This is a genomic window from Sphingomonas sp. dw_22, assembly GCF_018449795.1.
Classification (GTDB): domain Bacteria; phylum Pseudomonadota; class Alphaproteobacteria; order Sphingomonadales; family Sphingomonadaceae; genus Sphingomonas.
On record NZ_JAAVVE010000017.1, the window covers coordinates 36287 to 60698 of the forward strand.

The 24412-nt window shown below is 66.0% G+C and carries 27 protein-coding genes and 1 tRNA gene; 17 read left to right on the forward strand and 11 right to left on the reverse strand.

The window, feature by feature from the left end; genetic code table 11:
- Nucleotides 1–68: 68 nt before the first annotated feature.
- Nucleotides 69–515, reverse strand: coding sequence for a redox-sensitive transcriptional activator SoxR (gene soxR / locus HB724_RS09895; protein ID WP_213980764.1), 447 nt, complete (start codon nucleotides 513–515; stop codon nucleotides 69–71).
- Between the two features lie 90 nt (nucleotides 516–605).
- Between soxR and HB724_RS09900 the strand changes: the two genes are divergently transcribed.
- Complete coding sequence (locus HB724_RS09900) at nucleotides 606–992, forward strand: DoxX family protein (protein ID WP_213980765.1); 387 nt, start codon at nucleotides 606–608, stop codon at nucleotides 990–992.
- Between the two features lie 15 nt (nucleotides 993–1007).
- Here HB724_RS09900 and mltG read toward each other — a convergent pair whose 3' ends face one another.
- The 7 genes from mltG to fabD all read right to left on the reverse strand — a co-directional run bounded on the left by mltG (nucleotide 1008) and on the right by fabD (nucleotide 6505).
- Nucleotides 1008–1958, reverse strand: coding sequence for an endolytic transglycosylase MltG (gene mltG / locus HB724_RS09905; protein WP_346344709.1), 951 nt, complete (start codon nucleotides 1956–1958; stop codon nucleotides 1008–1010).
- A 67-nt stretch (nucleotides 1959–2025) separates the two neighbouring features.
- Nucleotides 2026–3285 carry a beta-ketoacyl-ACP synthase II gene (fabF, locus tag HB724_RS09910; protein ID WP_213980766.1) on the reverse strand — a complete coding sequence of 420 codons (1260 nt, stop codon included), beginning with the start codon at nucleotides 3283–3285 and terminating at the stop codon, nucleotides 2026–2028.
- 154 nt (nucleotides 3286–3439) lie between these two features.
- Nucleotides 3440–3688, reverse strand: coding sequence for an acyl carrier protein (locus HB724_RS09915; protein WP_187727152.1), 249 nt, complete (start codon nucleotides 3686–3688; stop codon nucleotides 3440–3442).
- A 101-nt stretch (nucleotides 3689–3789) separates the two neighbouring features.
- A complete protein-coding gene (locus tag HB724_RS09920) occupies nucleotides 3790–4323 on the reverse strand; it encodes a hypothetical protein (protein WP_213980767.1) in 534 nt (177 codons plus the stop codon).
- A 29-nt stretch (nucleotides 4324–4352) separates the two neighbouring features.
- Nucleotides 4353–5090 (reverse strand): 3-oxoacyl-[acyl-carrier-protein] reductase, encoded by a 738-nt coding sequence (fabG, locus tag HB724_RS09925; RefSeq protein WP_213980768.1) that lies wholly within the window; start codon nucleotides 5088–5090, stop codon nucleotides 4353–4355.
- Nucleotides 5091–5108: 18 nt separating this feature from the next.
- On the reverse strand, nucleotides 5109–5525 hold the full coding sequence (locus HB724_RS09930) for a GxxExxY protein (protein WP_213980769.1): 417 nt from the start codon (nucleotides 5523–5525) through the stop codon (nucleotides 5109–5111).
- Nucleotides 5526–5569: 44 nt separating this feature from the next.
- Nucleotides 5570–6505 (reverse strand): ACP S-malonyltransferase, encoded by a 936-nt coding sequence (fabD, locus tag HB724_RS09935; RefSeq protein ID WP_213980770.1) that lies wholly within the window; start codon nucleotides 6503–6505, stop codon nucleotides 5570–5572.
- 205 nt (nucleotides 6506–6710) lie between these two features.
- On the opposite strand from fabD, the gene HB724_RS09940 reads away from it, so the two are divergent.
- From HB724_RS09940 to HB724_RS09970, 7 genes are all read left to right on the forward strand, one after another.
- Nucleotides 6711–7040 carry an RcnB family protein gene (locus tag HB724_RS09940; RefSeq protein WP_213980771.1) on the forward strand — a complete coding sequence of 110 codons (330 nt, stop codon included), beginning with the start codon at nucleotides 6711–6713 and terminating at the stop codon, nucleotides 7038–7040.
- Nucleotides 7041–7205: 165 nt separating this feature from the next.
- Nucleotides 7206–7787: a PEPxxWA-CTERM sorting domain-containing protein gene (locus HB724_RS20480; RefSeq protein ID WP_256731431.1), complete on the forward strand. Its 582-nt coding sequence runs from the start codon at nucleotides 7206–7208 to the stop codon at nucleotides 7785–7787.
- Nucleotides 7788–7953: 166 nt separating this feature from the next.
- Nucleotides 7954–8334 carry a 30S ribosomal protein S6 gene (gene rpsF, locus HB724_RS09950; protein ID WP_213980772.1) on the forward strand — a complete coding sequence of 127 codons (381 nt, stop codon included), beginning with the start codon at nucleotides 7954–7956 and terminating at the stop codon, nucleotides 8332–8334.
- Nucleotides 8335–8348: 14 nt separating this feature from the next.
- Nucleotides 8349–8573, forward strand: a complete 225-nt coding sequence (gene rpsR, locus HB724_RS09955; RefSeq protein WP_010543816.1) for a 30S ribosomal protein S18 — start codon at nucleotides 8349–8351, stop codon at nucleotides 8571–8573.
- A gap of 12 nt (nucleotides 8574–8585) precedes the next feature.
- On the forward strand, nucleotides 8586–9182 hold the full coding sequence (gene rplI / locus HB724_RS09960; protein WP_213980773.1) for a 50S ribosomal protein L9: 597 nt from the start codon (nucleotides 8586–8588) through the stop codon (nucleotides 9180–9182).
- 137 nt (nucleotides 9183–9319) lie between these two features.
- Nucleotides 9320–9919: a CAP domain-containing protein gene (locus HB724_RS09965; RefSeq protein ID WP_213980774.1), complete on the forward strand. Its 600-nt coding sequence runs from the start codon at nucleotides 9320–9322 to the stop codon at nucleotides 9917–9919.
- Between the two features lie 107 nt (nucleotides 9920–10026).
- Nucleotides 10027–10704: a CAP domain-containing protein gene (locus tag HB724_RS09970; RefSeq protein WP_346344710.1), complete on the forward strand. Its 678-nt coding sequence runs from the start codon at nucleotides 10027–10029 to the stop codon at nucleotides 10702–10704.
- An 8-nt stretch (nucleotides 10705–10712) separates the two neighbouring features.
- Here the strand turns inward: HB724_RS09970 and mutL are convergent, their stop codons facing one another.
- Complete coding sequence (gene mutL, locus HB724_RS09975) at nucleotides 10713–12482, reverse strand: DNA mismatch repair endonuclease MutL (protein WP_213980775.1); 1770 nt, start codon at nucleotides 12480–12482, stop codon at nucleotides 10713–10715.
- 149 nt (nucleotides 12483–12631) lie between these two features.
- On the opposite strand from mutL, the gene HB724_RS09980 reads away from it, so the two are divergent.
- The 9 genes from HB724_RS09980 to HB724_RS10020 all read left to right on the forward strand — a co-directional run bounded on the left by HB724_RS09980 (nucleotide 12632) and on the right by HB724_RS10020 (nucleotide 21287).
- Nucleotides 12632–13672 carry a rod shape-determining protein gene (locus HB724_RS09980; protein WP_213980776.1) on the forward strand — a complete coding sequence of 347 codons (1041 nt, stop codon included), beginning with the start codon at nucleotides 12632–12634 and terminating at the stop codon, nucleotides 13670–13672.
- Nucleotides 13673–13684: 12 nt separating this feature from the next.
- Nucleotides 13685–14575: a rod shape-determining protein MreC gene (gene mreC, locus HB724_RS09985; RefSeq protein WP_213980777.1), complete on the forward strand. Its 891-nt coding sequence runs from the start codon at nucleotides 13685–13687 to the stop codon at nucleotides 14573–14575.
- Between the two features lie 74 nt (nucleotides 14576–14649).
- Nucleotides 14650–15084 (forward strand): rod shape-determining protein MreD, encoded by a 435-nt coding sequence (mreD, locus tag HB724_RS09990; RefSeq protein ID WP_213980804.1) that lies wholly within the window; start codon nucleotides 14650–14652, stop codon nucleotides 15082–15084.
- Nucleotides 15085–15087: 3 nt separating this feature from the next.
- Complete coding sequence (gene mrdA / locus HB724_RS09995; RefSeq protein ID WP_213980778.1) at nucleotides 15088–17118, forward strand: penicillin-binding protein 2; 2031 nt, start codon at nucleotides 15088–15090, stop codon at nucleotides 17116–17118.
- Nucleotides 17118–18236, forward strand: coding sequence for a rod shape-determining protein RodA (gene rodA / locus HB724_RS10000; RefSeq protein WP_213980779.1), 1119 nt, complete (start codon nucleotides 17118–17120; stop codon nucleotides 18234–18236). Before mrdA ends, rodA begins: the two co-directional genes overlap by 1 nt.
- Nucleotides 18237–18338: 102 nt before the next feature.
- Nucleotides 18339–18414: transfer RNA gene (locus HB724_RS10005), tRNA-Lys, on the forward strand.
- Between the two features lie 996 nt (nucleotides 18415–19410).
- Entirely contained in the window at nucleotides 19411–20472 is a 1062-nt protein-coding gene (locus tag HB724_RS10010) for a DNA cytosine methyltransferase (protein ID WP_213980780.1), read from the forward strand.
- Between the two features lie 82 nt (nucleotides 20473–20554).
- A complete protein-coding gene (locus HB724_RS10015; protein WP_213980781.1) occupies nucleotides 20555–21013 on the forward strand; it encodes a very short patch repair endonuclease in 459 nt (152 codons plus the stop codon).
- An 82-nt stretch (nucleotides 21014–21095) separates the two neighbouring features.
- Nucleotides 21096–21287: a hypothetical protein gene (locus tag HB724_RS10020; RefSeq protein ID WP_213980782.1), complete on the forward strand. Its 192-nt coding sequence runs from the start codon at nucleotides 21096–21098 to the stop codon at nucleotides 21285–21287.
- Between the two features lie 35 nt (nucleotides 21288–21322).
- Here HB724_RS10020 and HB724_RS10025 read toward each other — a convergent pair whose 3' ends face one another.
- Nucleotides 21323–22489, reverse strand: a complete 1167-nt coding sequence (locus tag HB724_RS10025; RefSeq protein ID WP_213980783.1) for a hypothetical protein — start codon at nucleotides 22487–22489, stop codon at nucleotides 21323–21325.
- Nucleotides 22489–24393: an ATP-binding protein gene (locus HB724_RS10030; protein ID WP_213980784.1), complete on the reverse strand. Its 1905-nt coding sequence runs from the start codon at nucleotides 24391–24393 to the stop codon at nucleotides 22489–22491. Before HB724_RS10030 ends, HB724_RS10025 begins: the two co-directional genes overlap by 1 nt.
- Nucleotides 24394–24412 lie beyond the last annotated feature (19 nt).

Below are 24412 nucleotides of genomic sequence, written 5' to 3' on the forward strand. Positions count from 1 at the left end.
CCCTCGCCTGAAGTTTTGAGAACGTTATCAATCGCGGAAATCCGCGTCTATCGGAGATGCGCGAGCGCTCAGGGATTCCCGTCGAGCAGCCGCGCGCCCGGCCCTTCCTCGCCGAGCCGGTCCCGCGGGTTGCGCAACGGGCAGTCCGCCAGCGACAGGCACCCGCAGCCGATGCACCGGTCGAGCTGGTCGCGAAGCTGGTGCAGCGCCCGGATGCGCTCGTCGATCATCGCCTGCCAATTGGCCGTGATCCGGCGCCAGTCCTCGCCGGTCAGCGCCGCCTCCAAAGGGAGATCGGCGAGGAACGCCTTCACCGCCTTGAGCGGGATGCCCGCGCGCTGGGCGATCCGGATCACCGCGATGCGGCGAAGCACCTTGCGGAGATAGCGGCGCTGGTTGCCGGCGGTCCGCCATCCCTCGATCAGGCCCTTGGCCTCATAGAAATGCACGGTCGACACCGCGACGCCGCTGCGTCTCGCAACTTCGCCGACACTCAGGGACGGCCTGTCCGTCATCGATATTCCTTGACCTGAACCATGGTTGAGGTTCTATTCGTCTGGTCGGTCGCGCGGAACAAGCCTGGTTCCGCCGTTTTCGGAGCCGACATGCACATTTCCCTTACCCCTCGCGCCCTTGCCCACAGCATCATCGCTGGCCTACTGGTCGCGTTCTTCATTGCGGGCGGCATCAGCAACCTGTTCCCCACCGCCGACTTCCGCGCGGAATATGCCCGCTGGGGCTATCCGGACTGGTTCCACTATATGACGGGCTCGCTGGAGTTGGCGGCGGCGGCGCTCCTGGCCCGCGCGGGGACGCGGCACAGGGGCGCGCTTCTGGGCGGGGGCGTCATGACCGCCGCGCTCGCCACGCTCCTGCTGGCGGGAGAATGGCTCCACGCCGCGCTGCCGCTGGCGGTCCTGATGGCGATCGCCGCCTGCCTCTATCTCGACGAAAAGGCCCGCGAGGCCGTGTGGGAAGGGAAAATCTTCTGAGCCCGCGCGGACGGGCTACATCTCGCCCCGCGCCTTGCGCAGCGCATACCATTTCCGGACGTTCGCGTTGTGCTGTTCGAGCGTGTCGGCGAACACATGGCCGCCGGTGCCGTCCGCGACGAAATAGAGCGCGGTCGATGCCGCCGGATCGAGCACCGCGTCGATGCTCGCGCGGCCCGGATTGGCGATCGGGCCGATCGGCAGGCCGGTCATCGCATAGGTGTTGTAGTCGTTCTTCGCATGCAGCTCGGACTGAAGGATACGGCGGCCGAGCGGCTTGCCCTTGGTGATCGGGTAGATGATCGTCGGATCCGCCTGGAGCGGCATGCCCTGCTTCAGCCGATTGCCATAGACCGCGGCGACCATCCGCCGTTCCTCGGGCTTGCCGGTCTCCTTCTCCACGATCGAGGCGAGGATCAGCGCATCGCGCGGATTGCTCACGGCGATGCCCGGCTTGCGCGCGGTCCAGGCCTTGGCGAGATAATTCACCATCGCCTTCTGCATGCGATCCAGCACCGCCTGGCGCGTGTCGCCGCGATTATAGGCATAGCTGTCGGGCAGCACCGTGCCTTCGATCGGCACCTGGATCTGGCCGGTCAGCTCGGGCGCCTTCATCAGCGTCTCATAGACGAGGATCGAAGGCGTGCCCTCGGGCACGGTGATGAAGCGCTGGAGCGTCTTGCCGCCCTGGAGCATCCGCAGCACGTCCGACTGGCTGAGATGCGCCGGCACGCGATATTCGCCGGCCTTGATCGGGGCGCTGCCGCCCAGCACCTTGGAGAAGAGCACGAAGGCGCGAGCCGAACGGATCGCCCCGGCCTTTTCCAGCTCGGTCGCCGCGCGGGACAGCGTGGCCCCCTGCGGGATCAGCACCGTCACATTCTGCTTCGCCGGCCCCGCCCCGCCCCACATCTGGAGCAGCGCGAAGCCCGCCGCGAGCAGCACCAGGATCGCGACCAGCGCCACGCAGCCGCCCCGCCGCCGGCGCAGGCCGGCGGTGGATTGCGGCCCTGGCGCCGGCTCGGGTGCTTCGTCAGACAGCCTTCATCACCAGGCTGGCATTGGTGCCGCCGAAGCCGAACGAATTGTTCAGCACGGCCTTCACCTTCCGCTCCTTCGCCTTGAGGGGCACCAGGTCCACGCCCAGGCAATTCTCGCTCGGATTTTCGAGGTTGAGCGTCGGCGGCACGATCTGGTCGCGCATCGCCAGGATGCAGAAGATGCTCTCCACCGCGCCCGCGCCGCCCAGCAGATGGCCGATCGCCGACTTGGTCGAGCTCATCGACACGGTGTCCAGCGCGCTGCCGAACAGGCGGCGCACCGCGCCCAGCTCGATCTCGTCGCCGAGCGGCGTCGAGGTGCCGTGCGCGTTGACATAGTCGATGTCGGACAGGTCAAGGCCCGACTTGCGCACCGCCATCTGCATCGAACGGAACGCGCCCGAACCCTCGGGATGCGGCGCGGTGACGTGATAGGCGTCGCCCGACAGGCCATAGCCGATGACCTCGGCATAGATCTTGGCGCCGCGCTTCTTGGCGTGCTCATATTCCTCGAGCACGAGCACGCCCGCGCCCTCGCCCATCACGAAGCCGTCGCGGTCGCGGTCATAAGGGCGGCTGCCGCGCCACGGCTCGTCGCGGAAATTGGTCGAAAGTGCGCGCGCCTGGCCGAATCCGGCGATGCCGATCGGGCAGATCGCGCCTTCCGCGCCGCCCGCGAGCATCACGTCGGCATCGTCCATCGCGATCATCCGCGCGGCGTCGCCGATCGAATGTGCGCCGGTCGAGCAGGCGGTGACCACGGCATGATTCGGTCCCATCAGCCCGTATTTGATCGAGACCTGGCCCGAGATCAGGTTGATGAGGCGGCCATGGACGAAGTGCGGCGAGACGCGCTTCGGCCCCTTTTCGGCCAGCACCAGCGATTCGCTCTCGATGCCCGGCAGGCCGCCGATGCCCGAACCGATCGAGCAGCCGGCGCGGAAGCGCTCCTCCTCGGTCATGTCGAGCAGGCCGGCATCCTCGATCGCCTGGCCGGCGGCATCGATGCCATAGACGATGAACGGATCGACCTGGCGCTGGATCTTGTGATCGACGCGCTTGCCGGGATCGAAGCCATATTCATGGCCGGCCGGCTTCACTTCACAGGCATAGTTGCTGTGGAAGTCGGTCGCGTCGAAGCGCGTGATCGTTCCCGCGCCCGATTTGGCGTCGATGATGTTCTTCCAGGCCGTCTCGACATCGGCACCCAGGGGGGTGACGAGCCCAAGGCCGGTAACGACTACGCGGCGCATGGCATTTCTCCGTCAAAGTTCATTCTTGCGACATCGGACCGGCAAGCCGGCCCGAGCCTGTAAAACAAAACGGCTCCCCGTCCGCTCTCGAAGAGCCCGGGACGGGAAGCCGCTGATACGCGTTGCCGGCCCATGCGGGCACGGGCCGAGGGCCTCAGCCCTCCTGATGCTCGCTGATGTACGACACGGCGTCGCCCACGGTCATGATCTTCTCGGCGGCGTCGTCGGGGATTTCGACTCCGAACTCTTCCTCGAAGGCCATCACCAGCTCGACGATGTCGAGGCTGTCCGCGCCGAGGTCGTCGATGAAGCTCGCGGTCGGAACCACTTCCTTCGCATCGACGCCAAGATGGTCGACGACGAGGGCCTGGACGCGGGTGGTGATCTCTTCCTGGTTGGCCATGGTCCCTGTTTTCCTTTGTGACTGGGGCTCTGATTTGTGTGAAACGCACCTAGTTCGGGTGCGGTGCCGTGGCAAGGGGGTGTGCTTGTGCCCCTGATGGCTCACCCTACCGAAAAATCATGCGCGGCATACTGGATCGTGCTGAGAAAGGCGAAGAACTCGGCGAGCAGCTCGGCATTCTCGCGAGTCTGCTTATCTTCGTCGGTGACGGCGGCCTTGATGAGCTCCTGATTCTCGGCGGCGGTGAGCGGACGATCGCGCGTCTCCTCGGGCAGCGCCTGGAACTGGTCCTCCAGCGCGGCGGAGTCGAAACCGCGCTCGCCCACCACGCGCTGCGCCACCGGCACGCCGATCCTGGCCAGCGCATAGATGCCCGCCGCCTTGGTCGCGGCGGGGGTCCAGCCATTATCCTTGGCACAGGCAGTCGCCGCGTCGTTGAGGCCGCGGCTGACGCTCGGATCATAGGTGGGCCGCTTGCCGGCTTCGCCCAGGTTGCGCGCGGCATCGGCCTCGATCTGGGCCTTCACCGCGGCATCGAGCTTGCCGGCCACGCAATCGATCGTGGCGAGATCGGCGGCATGAACCGGTGCCGAGATCGCACCGGCGGCAAGCAGGGCAGTCATCACAATACGCATCGCATTCACTCCTGCCCCCAGGGTTCGCATCAGAGCATCGCCATCCCGCCGTTCACATGCAAGGTCTGGCCGGTGACATAGCCCGCTTCCTTGCTGGCGAGATAGACCACCGCCGCGCCGATGTCCTCGCCCGTGCCGAGATCGCCGGCGGGGATGCGGGTGAGCAGCGCGGTCTTCTGCGCTTCGGGCAGCACGTCGGTCATCGCCGAGCGGATGAAGCCCGGCGCGACGCAGTTGACCGTGATGTTCCGGCTCGCCAGCTCCTGCGCGACCGCCTTGGACATGCCGACCAGCCCCGCCTTGGACGCGGCATAGTTCGCCTGGCCCGGATTGCCGGTGGCGCCAACGACCGAGGTGATCGAGACGATCCGGCCGAAGCGGGCCTTCATCATCGGCCTGGCGGCGGCGCGGATCAGGCGGAAGGCGGCCTCCAGGTTCACGGTGATGACCTGGTTCCACTCCTCATCCTTCATCCGCATCGTCAGATTGTCGCGGGTGACGCCGGCATTGTTGACGAGGATGTCGAGCTTGCCGAGCGCCTCGACCGCCTGCGGCACCAGCGCATCGACGGCGGCGGCGTCCGACAGATTACAGGGCAAAGCGACATGATCGCCGCCGAGCTCGGCGCGGAAGGCTTCCAGCTTCTCGGCATTGGAGCCGGAAACCGCAAGCCGGGCACCTTGTGCGGCCAGCGCCTTGGCGACCGCCGAGCCGATCCCGCCGGAAGCGCCGGTAACGAGCGCGGTCATGCCTGTGAGGTCGAACATCTTGGATTTCCTCTTAATTTATAGATTCGCGCTACGACGCGAAGACGCGACGGGGTTGTAGTCATTAACCATCCGCCGGATGCCTTCCTTGAGCGTCGCGCCACCGAAGTTGATAAGCAGCCCCAGAGGCTGCCCAGTAAGGCGAAGATATGTCAGAAGCTGCTTTGCGTGCGCCGGGTTGAGACGCTCCACGGACTTGATCTCGACGAGCAGGCGCTCCTCGACCAGTAAATCTATCCGAAACGCGCCATCGAAACGCAGCCCCTCGAATTCGATATCGACAGAGCGCTGCCGCACAACCTTATACCCCATCGATGCCAGCTTCGCGGCCATGACCATTTCATAAGCGGATTCGAGCAAGCCCGGCCCTAGATCGCGATGCAGCCGAAAGGCGACATCCAAAACATGCGTGGCAATCTGTTCGGTGTCGCTCAAGCCAGGCCTCGTCGCGTCGTCGCGCCGTTGCGCGAACCAACAGCCTATAACGCCTTCGCCAGCGCCTCGATATCGTCCATCGTCACGACGCTGATCGGGCTGGCATCCGGCGCGATGCGCTTGACCATGCCGCCGAGCACCTTGCCGCCCAACTCGACGAAATCGCCCACGCCCGCCGCGTGCATCGCCAGCACCGATTCGCGCCAGCGGACCATGCCCGTCACCTGCTCGATCAGCAGCGTGCGGATTGTCGCGGGATCGGAGACCGGCGCGGCGGTGACATTGGCATAGACCGGCACCAGCGGTGCCTGGATCGATACCGCGGCCAGCGCCTCGGCCATCGCATCGGCGGCGGGCTGCATCAGCGGGCAATGGAACGGCGCCGAGACCGGCAGGAGCAGCGCGCGCTTGGCGCCGTGATCCTTGGCGATGGCAACCGCCCTCTCGATCGCCCCGCGCGCGCCCGAGATGACGACCTGACCCGGATCATTGTCGTTCGCGACCGTGCAGACCTCGCCCTCGGCCGCCGCATCCGCGATCGCCTGGGCCTTGGTCAGGTCCGCGCCGAGCAGCGCCGCCATCGCGCCCAGCCCCACCGGCACCGCCGCCTGCATCGCATCGCCGCGGATGCGCAGCAGCTTCGCAGCGGTCGCGAGGTCGAACGCACCCGCCGCGCACAGCGCCGTATATTCGCCCAGGCTGTGGCCGGCGACGAAATCGGCCTTGTCGGCCAGGCGGATGCCGCCCTCCCTCTCCAGCACGCGCAGCACCGCGATGGCATTGGCCATGATCGCCGGCTGGGCATTGGCGGTGAGCGTCAGCGCGTCCTCGGGGCCTTCGGCCATCAGCCGCGACAGATTTTGCCCCAGCGCCTCGTCGACTTCCTGGAAGACCTCGCGTGCGGCCGGACTCGCATCGGCGAGCGCCTTGCCCATGCCGACGGCCTGGCTCCCCTGGCCGGGGAAGATGAATGCGCGCACGTGCCTCTCCCTTGAAAACGCTATGGGGCCGCGCGTTAGAACCGTTCCGGCCCGCCACGCAACCCTGACTCCGGCCTTATTCCGGCCCAATAGGCCGGCGACAAATTGCGACCAAAATCTTTGTGGCTGTGAAATGTCTGCGACATCTAGTCCCCAGATAGGAAGCAACGCCGCACATGGCGTTGGGTAAAAGAGGAGTAGCAAGATGAAGAAGGTTTTCCTGGCGGCGGTCGCCATGTCCCTGGTCGCCACGCCCGTATTGGCCGCGGTGCCGCAGCAGCACGGCCAGCATGGCCCGCAGCATGGGGTCAAGAAGGGCTACAAGCCGGCCCCGGTGCAGTATCGGAGCTGGAAGAAGGGCCAGCGCTTCGACAGCCGCTATGCCCGCAACTACCGGCAGATCGACTATCGCCGCTATCGCGGCCTGAAGGCTCCGCCGCGCGGCTATCGCTATGTCCAGTCGGGCAATGATGCGGTGCTGGTCGGCATCACCAGCGGCGTCATCGCGGCGGTGATCGCGAACGCCATCCGTTAAGTTGCCGGAATGAAACGGAAGCGCGGGACGGAGACGTTCCGCGCTTCTCGCCATATGTACCAGGTTGATACATCCGCTTCCGCAACCATTCGGAAACATTCTTGATTGCGCAGATACTATGCCTAGGATCACATCCATATTGGGGTTGTTCTTGGGGAGGGTATCATGGGCTTGAAACTTGCAATCCGGGCCGCGGCCTTGGCTCTGGCCGCCTTGCCGGCCGCCGCGCAGGCCGGTCCGATCATCTGGACCGATTGCTTCTCCGTCACCAGTTCGGCGGGGTGCCTTTTCCAGGGCAATATCAACGGGAATTCGAACCCGTTCAATCCCAACAGCTACAAGAACGCGGAAGCGCGCTACAATCTGTACAACGATTTTCAGCCCTTCGCGCGGCCGAACATCGATCTCAACTTCCTGTTCGATACGGCCACGACCAGCGGCCTGATTACGGGCGCAGGCACCGATTCGGGCACATGGTCGCTCACCGGCTATCTGGTCGATTTCATTGCCGTGAAGGCGGGCGACTATTTCGTGCTCTACCAGATCGATCCGGCCTCGTCGGGTAGCTGGGACACGTTCGACATCCCGTACAAGCGCAATCCGAAGGATCTGTCGCACATCGTGTTCTTCGGCCAGGCGAACGCGGTTCCCGAGCCAGCAGCCTGGGGCATGATGATCGGCGGCTTCGGCCTCGCGGGCGCGGCGATGCGCCGTCGCAAGACGCGGAGCCAGGCCAGGCTCGCCTGAACGGGCTTGCTTTTCGCCACGAATTGCGCAAGAGGCGCACGCATCGGAGTGGGCAAGCATCGCTTCCCGCTCCGTTTGCTATTAGACCCGCAGGGGTAAGACGACAGCCGGAGGGGCGCTGCGCATGGTGCGCACGTCAGCGATCGGCCAACAGTGAGAAGAACATATGGCTCTCTACGAGCACGTGTTCCTTGCGCGCCAGGATCTGGCACAGGCGCAAGTGGACGCATTGGCGGAAACCGCCACCAAGATCATCGAAGACAATGCCGGCAAGGTCGTGAAGACCGAGACCTGGGGTCTTCGCAGCCTCGCCTATCGCATCGCGAAGAACCGCAAGGCGCATTATGTGATGCTCGAGATCGACGCGCCGGCCGGCGTGGTCGCCGAGCTGGAGCGCCAGACGCAGATCAACGAAGACGTGATCCGCTACATGACCGTCAAGGTGGACGGCCATGAAGAAGGCCCTTCGGTGATGATGCGCAAGGGTGATCGCGGCGAGCGCCGTGGCCGTCGCGAGCGCGACGATTCCGGCTTCGGCGGCGAATAAGGAGCTTATAGACCATGGCACGCCCGTTTTTCCGCCGCCGCAAGAGCTGCCCCTTCTCCGCGAAGGACGCTCCCCGGATCGATTACAAGGACGTCCGTCTGCTCCAGGGCTTCGTGTCCGAGCGCGGCAAGATCGTCCCCTCGCGCATCACTTCGGTGAGCGCGAAGAAGCAGCGCGAGCTGGCCCAGGCCATCAAGCGCGCCCGTCACCTGGGCCTGCTGCCCTACATCGTTAAGTAAGGAGCGCGGGACATGGAAGTCATCCTGCTTGAGCGCGTCGAGAAGCTCGGCCATATCGGCGATGTCGTGAAGGTGAAGGACGGGTTCGCCCGCAATTTCCTTCTGCCGAACAAGAAGGCGCTCCGTTCGAACGCCGCCAACCGCAAGGTCTTCGAGGCCAACCGCGCGCGCATCGAAGCCGACAACGCTTCGCGCCGTGGCGATGCGGAGAAGGAAGCCGGCAGCTTCAAGGACGCATCGGTCACGCTGATCCGCCAGGCTTCGAACACCGGCCAGCTTTATGGTTCGGTCGCGGCCCGCGATCTGGTCGATGCGCTCGTCGCCGACGGCCACAAGGTCAACAAGGCGCAGGTCGTGCTCGACAAGCCGATCAAGGCGATCGGCCTGTACGAGGTCAAGATCGCGCTGCACCCCGAAGTCGCGGTGACCGTCAAGGTCAACGTCGCGCGTTCGCCGGAAGAGGCCGACATGCAGGCCCAGGGCGTCGACGTGATGTCCGCGATGTTCGAGAAGGAAGAGAGCGGCTTCACCGAGGATTACGATCCCAATGCCGAACCCGGCGAGATCGCGACCTCGGCTCCCGTCGAAGACGAGACCGCCGAGGGCTGATCCGCTCTCCGCGAAGGATTCAGGGCCGTCCCGAGCGATCGGGGCGGTCCTTTTCTTTTGGCGATCCTGTCGAGTGCCGATGCGATCGCAGGCCCATTCGGTTGCGGTTCAGGCGCATATCCTGGAGAAACGCCCCGATGCTCCTGCCGCTCGCCCTCCTGACCGGGATATTCGCGCCACAGACCGCGCTTGAGCGCGAGGTTCTTGCCGAGATCAATTTCGCGCGGACCCAGCCCCATCACTATGCCGAACGCCTTCGCGACTATCGCGCCCGCTTTCGCGGCAAGGTGGTGCGCTATCCCGGCAATCCGTCTGGCCTTCTGACCAAGGAAGGGACGCGCGCGGTCGATGAGGCGATCGCCTTTCTGGAGCGGCAGGCCCCGCTCCCGCCGCTCGCCTTCGCGCCGCTGCTCCCGCGCACCGCCGGCGATCATGTCGCCGAACAGGGACCGGGCGGCGCCACCGGCCACCTTTCGAAGGACGGCGCCAATCCGCGCGACCGCGCCAGGCGCCGGGGCGGTGGCGCCTATGTGGCCGAGGCGATCACCTATGGCCCGCCGACCGCGCCGGAAGTCGTGCGCCAGTTCATCGTCGATGACGATGTGCCGGGCCGCGGCCATCGCAGGACGCTGTTCGCCGCCGAGATGCGCTTCGCCGGCGCCGCATGCGGTTCGCACAAAATCTATCGGGTGATGTGCGTGGTGGAGTTCGGGCGCACTCCGACCGGCGTTTATTGAATGCCTCCCCTTGCCTTTTCAGGTGCTTAAGAGGAGAATTCCGTCCTGATCGATGCTCCGCCGTGCGCGACGGAGCGTGATCGCGTAACCCGGGGGAACCCTTTAAAGTGTCCAGGCTTGGCCGTTTTGGCACCGTCCTTCTCGGCGCGTGCTCGATATTGCTGACGGCGGCGAGCGACCGCCCTTCGCTTGAGGCGCAGGTGCTCGCCGAGATCAATTTCGCGCGCCAGCATCCGCAGGAATATGCCGAGGATCTGCGCGAATATCGCCGCTATTTCGACGGACGGCTACTCTACCTCCCCGGCGACCCGAACGGCGTCATCACCAATGAAGGCACCGACGCGGTCGATGAGGCGATCGACTTTCTCGAGCGCCAGGCACCCCTGCCCCCGCTCGGCCGTGGTGCGCTGCTCCAGCTGGCCGCCCGCGACCATGCCGGCGAGCTGGGACTGACCGGCGCCAACGGCCATCTTTCGCCCGACGGCGCCTCGCCCGGCGAGCGCGTCCGCCGCCGGGGCGGCGACATCTATGTCGGCGAAGGCATTTCCTATGGCCATGACCGGGCCGATGCGATCGTCCGCCAGCTCATCGTCGATGACGGCGTGCGCGGCCGCGGCCACCGCGCGCTGCTGTTCAACGGCGCCTTCCGCTATGCCGGCATCGGCTGCGGCGGCCATCGCCGCTACGGCAATATCTGCGTCGTCGATTTCAGCGGCACGATCAACGGCGCCCCGGCGCTGCCCGGCCTGGCGAGCAGGGGCCGGACGACCGGCAAGACCCGCTGAGCGGCGTCTTACTTCCGCCCGAACAGCTTTTCGATGTCGCCGTGCGCGAGCTTCACCCAGGTCGGGCGGCCATGATTGCACTGGCCCGAATGCGGCGTGACCTCCATCTCGCGAAGCAGCGCGTTCATCTCCGCCACCGAGAGCACGCGGCCGGCCCGAACCGACCCGTGACAGGCCATGGTCGCAGCGACGTGATCGAGCTTCTCCTTCAGCGACAGCGCCTCGTCGAAGCTGGCGAGTTCGTCGGCCAGATCGGTGACCAGGCCGTGGACGTCGCCGGTGCCGAGCGCCGCGGGGACGGCGCGTACCAGCATCGCGCGCGGGCCGAAACGCTCCAGCTCCAAGCCGAACTGGGTCAGTTCCTCGATCCGGGCTTCCAGCCGGTCGCAGCCGGGTTCGTCGAGTTCGACGACTTCGGCGAGGAGCAGCGCCTGGCTCGCCACACCGCCATTGGTCATCGCCCGGCGCATCCGTTCGAGCACGAGCCGCTCATGCGCGGCGTGCTGGTCGACCAGCACCAGCCCGTCCTCCGCCTCGGCGACGATATAGGTCTTGGCGACCTGGCCGCGCGCGACGCCGAGCGGAAACTGGATCGTCTCGGGAACCGGGGCATAGGCCGGCTCGGCACGCGCCTGGGGCGGCGGGGTGAGGAAGGTCGGGCGGCGGTCGTGGACGACAGCAGCGCCTACGGGAGCCGGCGTCGTGTCCCGGTAATCCCAAAGCTGCTGCGGTGGCGCCTCGGGCTCGCTTTGCCACATCCCCAGCGCCGCCTCGCTAGGCCGCTGGACGCTGCGGTGCCCAGCCTCGTCGAGCGCACGGCGCAGGCCGCTGACGATCAATCCGCGCGCCAGCGCCGGATCGCGGAAGCGCACCTCGGTCTTGGCCGGATGGACGTTCACGTCCACCGCATCGGCCGGCACGTCGAGGAACAGCGCCACCACTGGATGCCGATCACGCGCCAGCATCTCCGCATAGGCGCCGCGCACCGCGCCGGCGAGCAGGCGATCCTTCACCGGCCTCCCGTTGACGAACAGATATTGGTGGTCCGCCACCCCGCGATTGAAGGTCGGCAGCCCGGCGACGCCGCCCAGCACCAGCCCCTCGCGCGCGAAGTCGATCGCCACGCTGTTGTCGAACAACGCCCGGTCGGTGAGCGCCGCCACGCGCTCGGGCCGGGTCTCGCCCCCCTGGACGGAGAGCACCCGCCGCCCGTCATGCTCGACCGAAAAGGCGATGTCGGGCCGCGCCATCGCGAGGCGCTTCACCACGTCGAGGCTGGCACCATATTCGGCCCGCGCCGAGCGCAGGAACTTGCGCCGCGCCGGCACGCGGGCGAACAGATCCTCGACCAGCACGCGCGTACCGGGCGGCAGCGCGGCGGGGCCTTCGGAGACGCGTGTGCCGTTATCGACGGTCAGCGCCCAGCCTTCCGCCCCGCGCACGCGGCTCTCCATCGTCAGCCGCGCGACGCTGGCGATCGACGGCAGCGCCTCGCCGCGGAAACCCAACGTCGTGACCTGATCGATCGCATCGTCGGGCAGCTTGGAGGTGGCGTGGCGCTCCAATGCGAGCGCCATTTCGGGCGGCGACATGCCGCATCCGTCATCGATCACTTCGATGCGTTCGGTGCCGCCGGCCTGGAGACGCACGGCGATCCGCGTGGCGCCGGCATCGACGGCGTTTTCGACCAGTTCCTTCAACGCGCTGGCGGGGCGTTCGACCACTTCCCCGGCCGCGATCCGATTGACAAGATGCTCAGGTAGACGACGTATTGACATGGCAGTCGCTGTAGCCCAAGCGACGGCATCCCGCGACCCGCATCCGCATGGCACCAGGCCGGATTTTTCGTCCGTCCCGGAGGGTCCGGGCTAAAAAATTGTGCGAACAGCCGGCGGCGGGGCGCCCGCGTGGCAGGACGGATTAATCGATGGCTTTTTCCCGTTTTTTCAAATTCATGTCCCACGATATGGCGATCGATCTGGGTACTGCGAATACAGTGGTTTACTTGCGCGGGCGGGGCGTCGTGCTGAACGAGCCGTCGGTCGTCGCGGTCGAGACGCTGAACGGCGTGAAGAAGGTCAAGGCGGTCGGCGACGACGCCAAGCTGATGATGGGCAAGACCCCCGGCACGATCGAGGCGATTCGCCCGCTGCGTGACGGCGTGATCGCCGACATCGATGTGGCCGAGCAGATGATCAAGCACTTCATCCAGAAGGTCCACGGCCAGCGGCGCTTCATGCGCTGGCCGCAGATCGTGATCTGCGTGCCCTCGGGCTCCACCTCGGTCGAGCGCCGCGCGATCCGCGACGCCGCCTCGAATGCCGGTGCGAGCCAGGTCTTCCTGATCGAGGAGCCGATGGCGGCCGCGATCGGCGCCGACATGCCCGTCACCGAGCCGATCGGCTCGATGGTGGTCGATATCGGCGGCGGTACCACCGAAGTCGCGGTGCTTTCGTTGCGCGGCCTCGCCTACTCCACTTCGGTCCGCGTCGGCGGCGACAAGATGGACGAGGCGATCGTCTCCTATGTCCGCCGCAACCATAATCTGCTGATCGGCGAAGCCACGGCCGAGCGCATCAAGCAGGAAGTCGGCGTCGCCAAGCCGCCGGCGGACGGCATCGGCAAGACGATCCACATCAAGGGTCGCGATCTGGTCAACGGCGTGCCCAAGGAAATCCAGATCAACCAGGGCCAGATCGCCGAGGCGCTGTCCGAGCCGGTCAACACGATCGTCGAGGGCGTGCGGATCGCGCTGGAGAACACCGCGCCCGAGCTTGCGGCTGACATCGTTGACCAGGGCATCGTGCTCACCGGCGGCGGCGCGCTGCTCCAGGGCCTGGACGAAGTGCTGCGCGACGAAACCGGCCTGCCGGTGACCGTGGCCGAGGATCCGCTGACCTGCGTCGCGCTCGGCACCGGCCGCGCACTGGAAGACCCGGTGTTCCGCGGCGTCCTCATCCAAGTCTAAAGGGCGAAGGAGATGGCGCCGCCACGCAACCGGCGCCCGGGATTTTCGCGGCGGGCGCAATATGGGCTCTTCCTGGGATATGTGATCGCAGTCGGCGGCGCATTGGTGGGGGCGGCGCTGCTGCTGATCTCCACCTTCAATCCGCCCGCCTTTGCGGCGCTGCGCAGCACGCTGGCCGAGATCACCACGCCGGTCTCCTCCGGCTTCGCCTGGGTGCGGAACGGCATCGCCGGCGTGCCGGGCGGCATCGCGAGCTATTTCGGCGTGCGTTCGGAGAATGCGCGGCTGAAGGCGAAGGTGGCGACCGATGAGAAGCTGGTCGTGGACGCCCGCACGCTCACCCGCGAGAACGAACGACTGCGCGCCATGCTCAAGCTGCGCGACGTCGCGCCCAATATCGTGGTCGTGGCGCGGCTGGTGAACTCCACCGCGTCGAGCACGCGCCGCTATGCGACGCTCAATGCCGGCTCATGGCAAGGCGTGCGGCACGGCCAGCCCGTGCGCGAGCCCGACGGGCTGATCGGCCAGGTGATCGAGACCGGCCCCAACACCTCGCGCGTGCTGCTGGTCGTCGATGCCGAGAGCATCGTGCCCGTCCGCCGCGTGCGCGACGGCGTGCCCGCGATCGCATCGGGTCGCGGCGACGGCATGATCGACATCCGCTCGGCGAGCGTCGCGAACATGCTGTTCCAGCCCGGCGACACCTTCGTCACCTCCGGCACCGGCGGCGTCTTCCCGCCGGACATTCCGGTGGCGCGCATCGTCAAGACCGCGCGCGACCTGGCGCTGGCCGAGCCCAGCGCCAATCCCAATTCGCTCGATTTCGCGATGGTGCAGCAGGTCTTCCTGGCCGAGCCCCCGCCCGCCCCTGCCCCAACGCCCGCGCCCAAGGGGAAGAAGTGAGCCCCGTCGAATATGTCGGGCTGGGAGAGGCCGAGCGGAAGCCGCGCGCGCGCTGGCTCGCGCCGCTCTCGGTGATGCTCGGTTCGCTGGTGACGCTGCTGCCCGTCGTCGCTGTCGTGCCCTTCCTGCCGCCCTTCGGGCTGCTGATGCTGCTCGGCTGGCGCATGCTGCGGCCGGATGCGATGCGCGTCTGGGCGCCGGTCCCGCTCGGTTTCTTCGACGATCTGGTGAGCGGCCAGCCTTTGGGATCGGCGATGCTGCTTTGGACGCTGTGCGGGCTGATGGTGGACGTGCTAGACACTCGCCTCGTGTGGCGTGATTTCTGGCAGGATTGGCTGATCGTCTCCGGCGCCGTCGGGTTCTGCCTGATCGCGGGACGATTGCTCGCGGCCCCGTTCAGCGCCCATGTCGATACCGCGATGCTGTTCCAGATCCTCGCCTCCGCGCTGCTCTATCCGCTGGTCGCCCGGATCTGCTCCGGGCTCGATCGCGACGCGCGGAAGGTCTGAGCGATGGCCCGCATCACCGAAGCCACCCAGACCTACAGCTTCTCGCGCCGGGCGGTGGTGCTCGGCGCCGCGCAGGGCGCCGTCGCGATGGTGCTCGCCGGGCGGATGACCTGGCTCTCGGTGTTCGAGAATGAGCGCTACCGGCTGATGGCCGAGAGCAACCGCGTGAACCTGACGCTCACGCCGCCCCGGCGCGGCTGGATCGTCGATCGCAAGGGCATGCCGCTCGCCAACAACCGCACCGATTTCCGCGTCGACCTGATCCCCGATCGGATCGAGGACAAGGACAAGGTGCTCGGCACGCTTACCCAGATCCTTGGCCTCACCGCCGAGGACATCGCCCGCATCGAGACCGACCTGAAGCGCGCCGCCGGCTTCCAGCCGGTGCAGGTGATGGAGAATCTCGACTGGGACCGGTTCGCCGCCGTCAGCGTGCGGTTGCCCGAACTGCCCGGCGTCGCCCCCACCCGCGGCTATGCGCGCAATTATCCGCTGGGCGCCGCGATCGGCCATCTTGTCGGCTATGTCGGCGCCGCCTCGGCCGAGCAATTCAAGAAGGAAAAGGATCCCCTGCTCGTCACGCCCGGCTTCAAGCTGGGCAAGGACGCCCTGGAGAAGACGCTGGAGCCGCAGCTGCGCGGCGCGCCGGGCGCCAAGCGGGTGGAAGTCACCGCGCATGGCCGGCTCGTCCGCGAGCTCGAGACGCGGGCCGACAGGCCGGGCGCGAACGTGCGGCTCACGATCGACGCAGGGCTCCAGGAATATGCCGCGCGGCGACTGGGCACCAATTCGGGCTCGGCGGTCGTCATCGATGTCGAGAATGGCGACATCCTCGCGATGGTCTCGATGCCGTCCTACGATCCCAACAGCTTTTCCGACGGCATCAGCCAGAGCGAATGGAAGATGCTGTCGGAGGATGACCACGTCCCCTTGATGAACAAGGTGCTGCAGGGCCTGTATCCGCCCGGCTCCACGGTCAAGCCGATGAACGGCCTGGCGCTGATGCAGGCCGGCGTCGATCCGCATGCACGGGTGACCTGCACCGGGGCGATGCGCGTCGGCAACGGCGTGTTCCATTGCCACAAGAAACGGGGGCATGGTCCGCTCGATCTCAAGAACGCGATCATGCAGAGCTGCGACATCTATTTCTACGAAATGGTGCGCCGCGCGGGCTATGACGCGATCGCTCCCGTTGCCCGCTCGCTCGGGCTCGGCGAGAAGTTCGACCTTCCCTTCAGCACCCAGCGCTACGGCACCGTCCCGGACAGTGCCTGGAAGCTCAAGCGCTACAAGCATCCCTGGACCGTGGCGGATTCGCTCAACGCCTCGATCGGCCAGGGCTATGTGCTCGCCAATCCGCTCCAGCTCGCGGTGATGGCGAGCCGCATCGCATCGGGCCGGGCGCTCGCGCCGCGGCTGCTTGCCGGGCTGCCGGTGCAGGAGGCACCGCTACTCGCCTCGACGCCGGAGCAGCTCGCGATCGTCCGCGACGCGATGTTCGGCGTGGTCAATGCAGGCGGCACCGGCGGCGCAAGCCGTCTGCAGGTGCCCGGCATCACGCTGGGCGCCAAGACCGGCACCGCGCAGGTGCGCCGCATCACCATGGCCGAGCGCCGTTCCGGCGTGCTCAAGAACGCCTCCCTGCCCTTCAAGCTGCGCGACCATGCGCTGTTCATCTGCTTCGCGCCGGTGGAGAACCCCAAATATGCCGCGGCGATCGTGCTCGAGCATAACGGCCACACCGTGCGCAACCTCGACACTCCGATGATCGGCCGCGACATCATGACCTTCCTGTTCGATCGCGACCGCGCGATCAAATCGCTCCACGAAGTCGAGCCGACCTGGGGCGGCGACTATCGCGCCCGCGCCGCCGCCCAGGCCGAAGCCTTCAAGGCCGCGCAGAGCACCCCGCCCCCGCCCACGCCCGAAGACGCAGCGGAAGCCGCCAGCAATGTCGCCTCGGAAGCCGCCAACGCCGCCGCCAACACCACCGACAGCGATGTCGCGCCGGTCGGCAGCGCGGACATCGACTGATGGCTTCGATCGGCCCGGGCATCGTCCCGCAACCCCTGATGCAGCTTCCGTGGCGCGTGATCCTGCTCGTGCTCGCAATCGGCAGCTTCGGGCTGGTCGTGCTCTATTCGGCCGCGGGAGGACATGTGCAGCCCTGGGCCTTCTCGCAGGGCGTCCGCTTCCTCGCCTTCCTGGTGATGGCGATCGGGCTGTCGCGCGTGCCCGAGAGCTTCTGGGCGCTCAGCGCCTTCCCCATCTATGCGGTGATCGTCATCATGCTCGTCGGCGTCGAGGCGCTGGGCGCGGTGGCGGGGGGCAGCCAGCGATGGCTCGATCTCGGGATCATCCGGCTCCAGCCCTCCGAGCTGATGAAGCCGGCGATCGTGCTCACCATGGCCCGCTTCTACGAGATCCTGCCTGCCGCGGAGATACGCAAGTTCGGCGCGATCTGGCCCGCCGCGGTGCTGATCGGGCTCCCCGCGGGCCTGGTGATGCTCCAGCCGGACCTCGGCACCGCGCTGATGATTACCGGCTGCGGCGTGATGGTCGTGTTCCTCGCCGGCGTGCCGCTGCGGCTCTTCATCGGCGGCGCTCTGGCGCTGGCGGTCTCGGCGCCGCTCGCGGTCAATTTCGTGCTCCACGACTATCAGCGCAACCGCGTACTGATCTTCATGAACCCCGAGAGCGATCCGCTCGGCACCGGCTATCACATCACCCAGTCGAAGATCGCGATCGGATCGGGCGGCATCTTCGGCAAGGGCTTCCTGAACGGCACCCAGAGCCATCTCGACTATCTGCCCGAGGGCCAGACCGATTTCGCGCTGGCGACGATGATGGAGGAATGGGGGCTGATGGGCGGCGTGTTCCTGATCCTCACCTTCGGCGCGCTGATCTGGTGGGGTATCGGCGTGAGCCTGCGCGCCAAGAGCCGGTTCGGCCGGCTGACGGCGGCGGGACTTTCGGGGACGATCTTCCTCTATGTCTCGATCAACATGGCGATGGTGATGGGCCTGGCGCCGGTGGTGGGCGTGCCGCTGCCGCTGATAAGCTTCGGCGGGACGGCCGTGATGACCTTCATGATCTGCCTCGGAATCCTCATGTCGATCGACCGCGAGAGCCGCCGCGTGCAGCGCTGGTAAGTTTTTCGGAATTTTGGGGTTTACAATGCCGAGAAACGGGTGCTAACGGCGCCCCTCCAACGCGGTGGCGCCCTTACCAAAGGCGCCTTTCTCGCCCGGAATGGACGCATAGCTCAGTTGGTAGAGCAGCTGACTCTTAATCAGCGGGTCCTTGGTTCGAGCCCAAGTGCGTCCACCATTTTTTCGTTTAAATTCAACGAGCTATCGCTAACCAGCCGGATTTTTTCCGGCTCTTTTTTTGTAAACTGCCTGTAAACCGCCTCCCCGCGGTAGGGCATTTGCGCTCGGGAGCCTTGGCGCATCAATAATTTCCCTTTTAAAGGAAACAGTTAACGAAATTCCAAGGCCGCACACCTCCTGCAAACCGGTCAGCTGGTCCAGATCCACCCGGGCATGGCCAGGGCGCCGAGGGGCGCTCTGCTCACGAAAGGTGGACCATCTAATTTCCATCGTCACATCTCCAAAGTCGACTCGGAAACGAGCCATGTGAAGTGAATGGCTCATCCCTTCTTCCGCAACAATGGTGAGGGCACAACAGTGCCGAACATGGGCATTTATATGCCGCTTTTGAGCACTATGCTGCCGACAACAGGCATGCTTGCACCCATTCTCTCGACGCTACTTACGAAATCCCATCGTACACACCAATCGATGTGGTGATTACTCACCCACGATTCGGGCTTCCGTTTGTATTTGAGCGAAACTTTTTTGAGGTCCTTTGACCGGGAGAAATGACGGAAAGTGGGCCGTCAGCTGCCTGGCAGGTTTCAGGCATTACAGCGGTTGAAGCGGACCCTCGTTCAGCAAACCCTAGTGCATCACCGCACGGCTTCGAGGCTCATGTCGAGGCTCGACGAAATCGGTGCTGCCAGTCTAATACGAGGTCGCGCTCGTGCGCCTCGTGGTCGACGATGTCCGCAGGCAGGACGATGCGGAAGCGTCCCCGAGCCACATCGATCGTGCCCCCGACCGCCTACAGGCTCTGAGCAATTCGCCGGCCCCGCGCAATCCGCCACGCAATTCAACGAAATCCAAGCTTCCGACGCTGCTGGCCAAACCGCCCTCGACTCACGGAGTGATATGCGCGATGAATCATGCCCGAGACGTGCGCATTCAGCTTGCGCGCCCGACTCCCCGCGTCTATGATTCCGATTCAATTCCGGGGAGGCGTTGCATGCTACTCAGCCTCTTCTGCGGGGCCGGCGGACTCGATGTCGGGTTCGAAGCCACCGATTACGACGTCGGCTTGGCGTTCGACCTGCGCAAGGACAGCATCGCCTCTTACAATCACAACCGCAAGGGTAAACCCGAGCACGGGCACGTCGGGGACGTCTCGCAGCTCACGCTCGCAAAGCTCGACGAGCTCCATGGCGAGGAGTTCGCGCCGGAGGGCGTGATCGGCGGGCCGCCGTGCCAAAGCTTTAGCCGGGCGAACACAGTCTACTTGGACGCCGATCCCCGGCACTCGCTCCCGCTGGCCTACGCGGAACTTCTGGGGCGACTGAACGAGCGCAACCCAGTGAAGTTCTTCGTGATGGAGAACGTCACGGGTCTGCTTAGTGAGCGCCATGCGCATCGGCTCCGACGATATGAGAAGGCCTTCGACGAAGCCGGCTTCTCGCTGAGCCGCGCGGTGCTGCTCGCCACCGACTATTCGACCCCCCAGATCCGCGAGCGCCTGTTCGTCGTCGGCTTCAACCGCGACCTCTACGGCGAGGCGAAATGGACCCCGCCCGCAACGATCCCGACTGAAGACGGGCGCCGTCCCGACGTTCGCGGCGCCATCGGTCACCTGCCCGACGCCACCTACTATGAGCGTGGCCTCACGCCGGACCAGATCGCCTTCCACGTCAACCACTGGTGCATGAAGCCAAAGTCGGCCAAGTTCACGACGCCGGGCGCTCTGATGCCGGGTTATGGCGGCAACCGAAGCTTCAAGACGCTCGCCTGGGACAAGCCGAGCCCGACGGTCGCCTACGGTCACCGCGAGGTGCACATCCACCCCAGCTGCACCCGACGCCTCAGTGTCTACGAGGCGATGCTGCTGCAGGGCTTCCCGAGGGACTACGAGCTCACCGGCAGCCTGTCGTCGCAGATCGTCCAGATCAGCGAGGCGGTGCCGCCGCCCGTCGCGGGCGCGGTCGCACGGTCCGTCCGGGCTCAGATCGCGTGCCTGGACGCGGCGCGAGAGGCCCAGCAGCAGCAACCCGAGGTCGAGGCGCGCGCACGCGCCTAGCCCTATCCGGCCTGATTGACGCTCGTGTAGTGCGTCGCCGTCCACTCTTGAAAGCGCGTGGCGCAGGCCCAAGGTCCGGATGATGGAGCAGGTGAAGAACGTCCTCGATGCCGACGCCCGCCGCAAGATGATGGCGGGCTTCAAGTCAAAGAACACGAAGCCAGAGATCCTCGTCCGCCGGGCACTGCACCTGCTCGGCTATCGCTTCCGTCTCCATCGCCGCGATCTGCCCGGAAAGCCGGACATCGTGCTCCCGAAGCACCGCACGGCGATCCTCGTGCACGGCTGCTTTTGGCATCAGCACGATGGATGCCGCGACGCGCGGATGCCCAAGACGCGACAGGAATACTGGACTGAGAAATTCAGGCGCAATGCTGAGCGGGACGCGGCCACGGTCGCGGCGCTCGCCGGTCTGGGCTGGAACGTCGAGGTGATCTGGGAGTGCGAGGCGCGAGACAAGGATCTCGGTGACCGGCTGACGGGACTGTTCGGCCTGCTGCGCAGCGAATTGCGGCCGGCAGCCAAGAAGCCGTCGAAATGATCTTGGCCTCCGCCCGACGGAGGCCTGAGCGTCGGGCCTGAAATCTCCCGCCAATCGTTCACGACCTCGAAGGAGAAGGACGATGGCGACGACACCGGAGAACGAAGAACCAGGCTTCGAGACCGACGTGAACGAGCTGCCCAAGGACCAGGATAACGGGTCCGAGGACACGCTCAAGGACGCCCCGCTTCCCGAGGACGAGGACGGCGGCGAGGACATCGAGGAGGTGCAGGAGGAAGCCGCCGAGAAGCGCAAAGAAGGCGGCTACGAGTAATCCATCGTGCCCGGCGCCCCCGACGCCGGGCATCGTCACGCTGCCGCTGCCAGGAGCCTTTGGTAGCCGGGCCCGTCCACGTCGAAGTGAGCAGACCGCAGCAGCTGCGTCGACTCCAGCCTGACGGACTCCGCGAGCTGCGGATCCTGCTCGAGCATATCGTCCAGATCGAACATCCCGCCGGTCATCTCGAGGAGCCGCATCGCGTGATCGACCTCGCCGCCATCGGCCTGCCCGCCGCCACCGACCATCTGGTAGCGGTCGACTGCAGGCGGTCGGACGGTGTCGCAGCGGAAGCCAAGCGAAAGCATGTCGGGCGTGTCTCCCTGGACGGAGTAGAAGCAACTCGGGAGCATTCGGACCGAGCAGCCCTCTCCCAGGAAGCGAAGCAGCCACTTTCCCAGACCCAGAGTGAAGAGGCTCATGAAGCGCTGCGGATCCAGGTTCGTCGGATCGTCAAGCGCCGCCTGAAGACCTTCGGCCTCCGTATTCAGGAGCGCGGCCGCGCGGGTGCCGAACTCGCCGCTGGCGGCGATGTTGTCCCGGACCGCCTGGATCAGCGCCCGCAGATTGTGGGCATCGACACTGTCCGGCGAGAGACGGGTGGTGATGAACAGGAGCCACGGATGACGCGCGTGTCTCAGCTGGAGCCGGATGACCTCGGCGAGCGCGTCCAGCACGCTGCGCTGCCCCTCCCCGGCGGCACGCAGCGCGATGTGATCGCAGAGGTCGAGGTTGACCGCATGGAACGGCCCGCTCCGGCGCACCGCGTCGTGCGCGAGCGAGCCGTCGTTCGCGATCGACTCGAAACGCTCCCGCAGGATCGTCGAGCTGCTGTGGATCTGCGGAAGGCCGCGCACCTCGCTCTCGGCGATATTGAGCTGGATGTCCTCGGCCGAGTTGCGGCGGACCGAGTTGATGCCGGTGAACCTGAGCTCCGCGCCTGCGGCCTCGCACGCCTCCCGCAGCACGCGGACGTCGAGAAGATCCGCGCCCGGAAGGCTGAGGTATCGCACGATGCGGCTGTCATCCGGGAAGTGCGTCTCCCGCACAGTCTCGAGCAGCGCGTCATGCCACTGGTATCGACGAACCCACTGCTTGCGTGGGCGGTGCCATGACTTGAACTCCCTCTGCGGGACGTCCTCGGCGGTCGCGCGGCGAGTGACCCGATCGACGAGCAGCTCATCACTGAACTCGTCCATCAACGTGCCCCGAACACTGCGGCGATGTCCGCGAGAAGGGACTGCTGCTCGTCCCAGGAGAGATCTTCGAGCAGCCCCCATGCCGACAGCACCTTGGCAAGCGCCTGCAGCTGACTGTCCTCGACGGCGACGTCACGGTTCGCAGCCTTCTCAGCCAGCTGGTCGGCATCGTAGACCAGAACGCCTCGCTCGCGATCGTCCAGCAGGGCCTGACCGCGTAGTGCCAAGCGCACCGTCGGCGGCGGCTCGGCGTCCGCGCCCCTCCGCGACTGCCAGACCTGGTCCACGAGCACGTCGAGCCGGCTCGCCCGGCTCTCCTCCGCCCTCGTGCGCCGCGCATCGAGGATCTCCTTGTTGAGGCCCTTCAGCTTGTTTGTCGTCTGGCGCACCGCGAAGTGCACCCACTTCTGCAGATATTGGTAGTGCGGATGGCTGAAGTTAAAGGATTCGCGGTCAATGTTCAGCGCGGCGTCGAGGCCCTCGGTGATGAAAATCTCCGACATCAGCTGCCGCAAACGGGTAAGCTCGGAGACCTGGTATCCGAGGAACGCGGGGTCGAAGAGCACCCCGCTCGCGTTGTTCACGCGGACCAGAACGCCATTGTTCTCCTTCGGCGTGATCTTCTGGTTCCAGTATAGATAGGCCTCGAACGAAAGCGCCCCGCCGCCGCTCTCGGGCGGCACCGCTCCCAATCCCGACACCACCTTGCCAAAGAACATGAGAGGCCGGCCGATCTCGCTATTGCCGCGCAGATCCCGGTCGAAGGAGATCGGCCGCATCAGCTCGACGTCGTCGACGAGCACGCGGAAGCCACCCACTGGATCGACGGAGCTAGTCAGGCCAAGCCGCTCGCCGATTGTCTGCCCGGCGGCCAGCTCGACGGCCTCCGCCGTCCGGGTGGTCAGGTTGAAGAACCCGATCCCATCTTCAGCAGTCAGATCGAAGGGGTGGCGATCAATGTAGCGCACGGGGACCGCGAGGCTCAGTAGCCAGATCATGCCCAGATAGTCGTCGAGCGACTCCTGAATGACCGGGGTCGCCCTGCGATCGCGGACTTCGTTGCGGACGGCGTCGTATAGTTTGCGGAAGCGCGCGACGGGCGTGTCGGAAGCCGACCAAGGGAGCTCCGGCTCCTCTACGAAGACATCCGCATCTTCAGGGGCAACGCGGCCGATGTGGTAGGTTGGCCGCTTCGGCGGCGCGCCGTCGATGTCACCTGCGGAGGCCCGGTCGAGCAGCCTCCAGCGCTCGAGACCCTGGAGGAGCTCGCGCGCCTGGTCGGTGAGGTCCATCAGGATGATCTCGGTCCCCTGCGCCTCAATGTCCGCCGCCGGCTCGCTGGTGATCGTCACGGAGCCGGTCTCGAACACGTCACCATCGGACGCCGACGCGAGCATCTCCTCGGTGTGGGTCTTCATGATAATGACCGCCGAGGTGCGGTAGTCGTCGCCCCGCCGCTTGGTGATCACCTGGAAGTGCTGGGTCAGCTGCGACACCGAGAACATGCCGATGCCGATCTTCCCGATCAGCCGGCGGCCGCCGATCGACAGCTTCGGATCGTTCGGATCCACTGTCCCAAGCCGCTTGCCCTTCGCAGTGCGCTTGGAGCTGCCGCCGATGTGGGTGACGAGGTCCGCCAGCATCTCTGGTGACATCCCGCGACCGTTGTCGCGCACGACGATCCTCTCGAAACGCGGCGCGTCGGTCTGAAGGATCACTTCCGTCGCGTCGGCGTCATAGGCGTTCGATATAAGCTCGCGAAAAGCTGACGACGGACGCCTGTAGATGCCATCCGTGACGCGCGCCAGGACGCGGTCATCGACACGCAGCATCGTTCGGACAGGCTGCCCGCTCTGGCGTCCGCGGTGGATTTCGAGCGCTAGCTCCTCGGCACGATCAGTCATAGCTCACCCCTAGTCCGCG

What these genes read in the sequence shown, in the direction of transcription:
- soxR (WP_213980764.1), bottom strand. Translation starts at nt 515, where the DNA reads ATGACGGACAGGCCGTCCCTGAGTGTCGGCGAAGTTGCGAGACGCAGC.
- HB724_RS09900 (WP_213980765.1), top strand. Translation starts at nt 606, where the DNA reads ATGCACATTTCCCTTACCCCTCGCGCCCTTGCCCACAGCATCATCGCT.
- fabF (WP_213980766.1), bottom strand. Translation starts at nt 3,285, where the DNA reads ATGCGCCGCGTAGTCGTTACCGGCCTTGGGCTCGTCACCCCCCTGGGT.
- HB724_RS09915 (WP_187727152.1), bottom strand. Translation starts at nt 3,688, where the DNA reads ATGGCCAACCAGGAAGAGATCACCACCCGCGTCCAGGCCCTCGTCGTC.
- HB724_RS09920 (WP_213980767.1), bottom strand. Translation starts at nt 4,323, where the DNA reads ATGCGTATTGTGATGACTGCCCTGCTTGCCGCCGGTGCGATCTCGGCA.
- fabG (WP_213980768.1), bottom strand. Translation starts at nt 5,090, where the DNA reads ATGTTCGACCTCACAGGCATGACCGCGCTCGTTACCGGCGCTTCCGGC.
- HB724_RS09940 (WP_213980771.1), top strand. Translation starts at nt 6,711, where the DNA reads ATGAAGAAGGTTTTCCTGGCGGCGGTCGCCATGTCCCTGGTCGCCACG.
- HB724_RS20480 (WP_256731431.1), top strand. Translation starts at nt 7,206, where the DNA reads ATGGGCTTGAAACTTGCAATCCGGGCCGCGGCCTTGGCTCTGGCCGCC.
- rpsF (WP_213980772.1), top strand. Translation starts at nt 7,954, where the DNA reads ATGGCTCTCTACGAGCACGTGTTCCTTGCGCGCCAGGATCTGGCACAG.
- rpsR (WP_010543816.1), top strand. Translation starts at nt 8,349, where the DNA reads ATGGCACGCCCGTTTTTCCGCCGCCGCAAGAGCTGCCCCTTCTCCGCG.
- rplI (WP_213980773.1), top strand. Translation starts at nt 8,586, where the DNA reads ATGGAAGTCATCCTGCTTGAGCGCGTCGAGAAGCTCGGCCATATCGGC.
- HB724_RS09965 (WP_213980774.1), top strand. Translation starts at nt 9,320, where the DNA reads ATGCTCCTGCCGCTCGCCCTCCTGACCGGGATATTCGCGCCACAGACC.
- mutL (WP_213980775.1), bottom strand. Translation starts at nt 12,482, where the DNA reads ATGTCAATACGTCGTCTACCTGAGCATCTTGTCAATCGGATCGCGGCC.
- HB724_RS09980 (WP_213980776.1), top strand. Translation starts at nt 12,632, where the DNA reads ATGGCTTTTTCCCGTTTTTTCAAATTCATGTCCCACGATATGGCGATC.
- mreC (WP_213980777.1), top strand. Translation starts at nt 13,685, where the DNA reads ATGGCGCCGCCACGCAACCGGCGCCCGGGATTTTCGCGGCGGGCGCAA.
- mreD (WP_213980804.1), top strand. Translation starts at nt 14,650, where the DNA reads ATGCTCGGTTCGCTGGTGACGCTGCTGCCCGTCGTCGCTGTCGTGCCC.
- mrdA (WP_213980778.1), top strand. Translation starts at nt 15,088, where the DNA reads ATGGCCCGCATCACCGAAGCCACCCAGACCTACAGCTTCTCGCGCCGG.
- rodA (WP_213980779.1), top strand. Translation starts at nt 17,118, where the DNA reads ATGGCTTCGATCGGCCCGGGCATCGTCCCGCAACCCCTGATGCAGCTT.
- HB724_RS10010 (WP_213980780.1), top strand. Translation starts at nt 19,411, where the DNA reads ATGCTACTCAGCCTCTTCTGCGGGGCCGGCGGACTCGATGTCGGGTTC.
- HB724_RS10015 (WP_213980781.1), top strand. Translation starts at nt 20,555, where the DNA reads ATGGAGCAGGTGAAGAACGTCCTCGATGCCGACGCCCGCCGCAAGATG.
- HB724_RS10020 (WP_213980782.1), top strand. Translation starts at nt 21,096, where the DNA reads ATGGCGACGACACCGGAGAACGAAGAACCAGGCTTCGAGACCGACGTG.
- HB724_RS10025 (WP_213980783.1), bottom strand. Translation starts at nt 22,489, where the DNA reads ATGGACGAGTTCAGTGATGAGCTGCTCGTCGATCGGGTCACTCGCCGC.
- HB724_RS10030 (WP_213980784.1), bottom strand. Translation starts at nt 24,393, where the DNA reads ATGACTGATCGTGCCGAGGAGCTAGCGCTCGAAATCCACCGCGGACGC.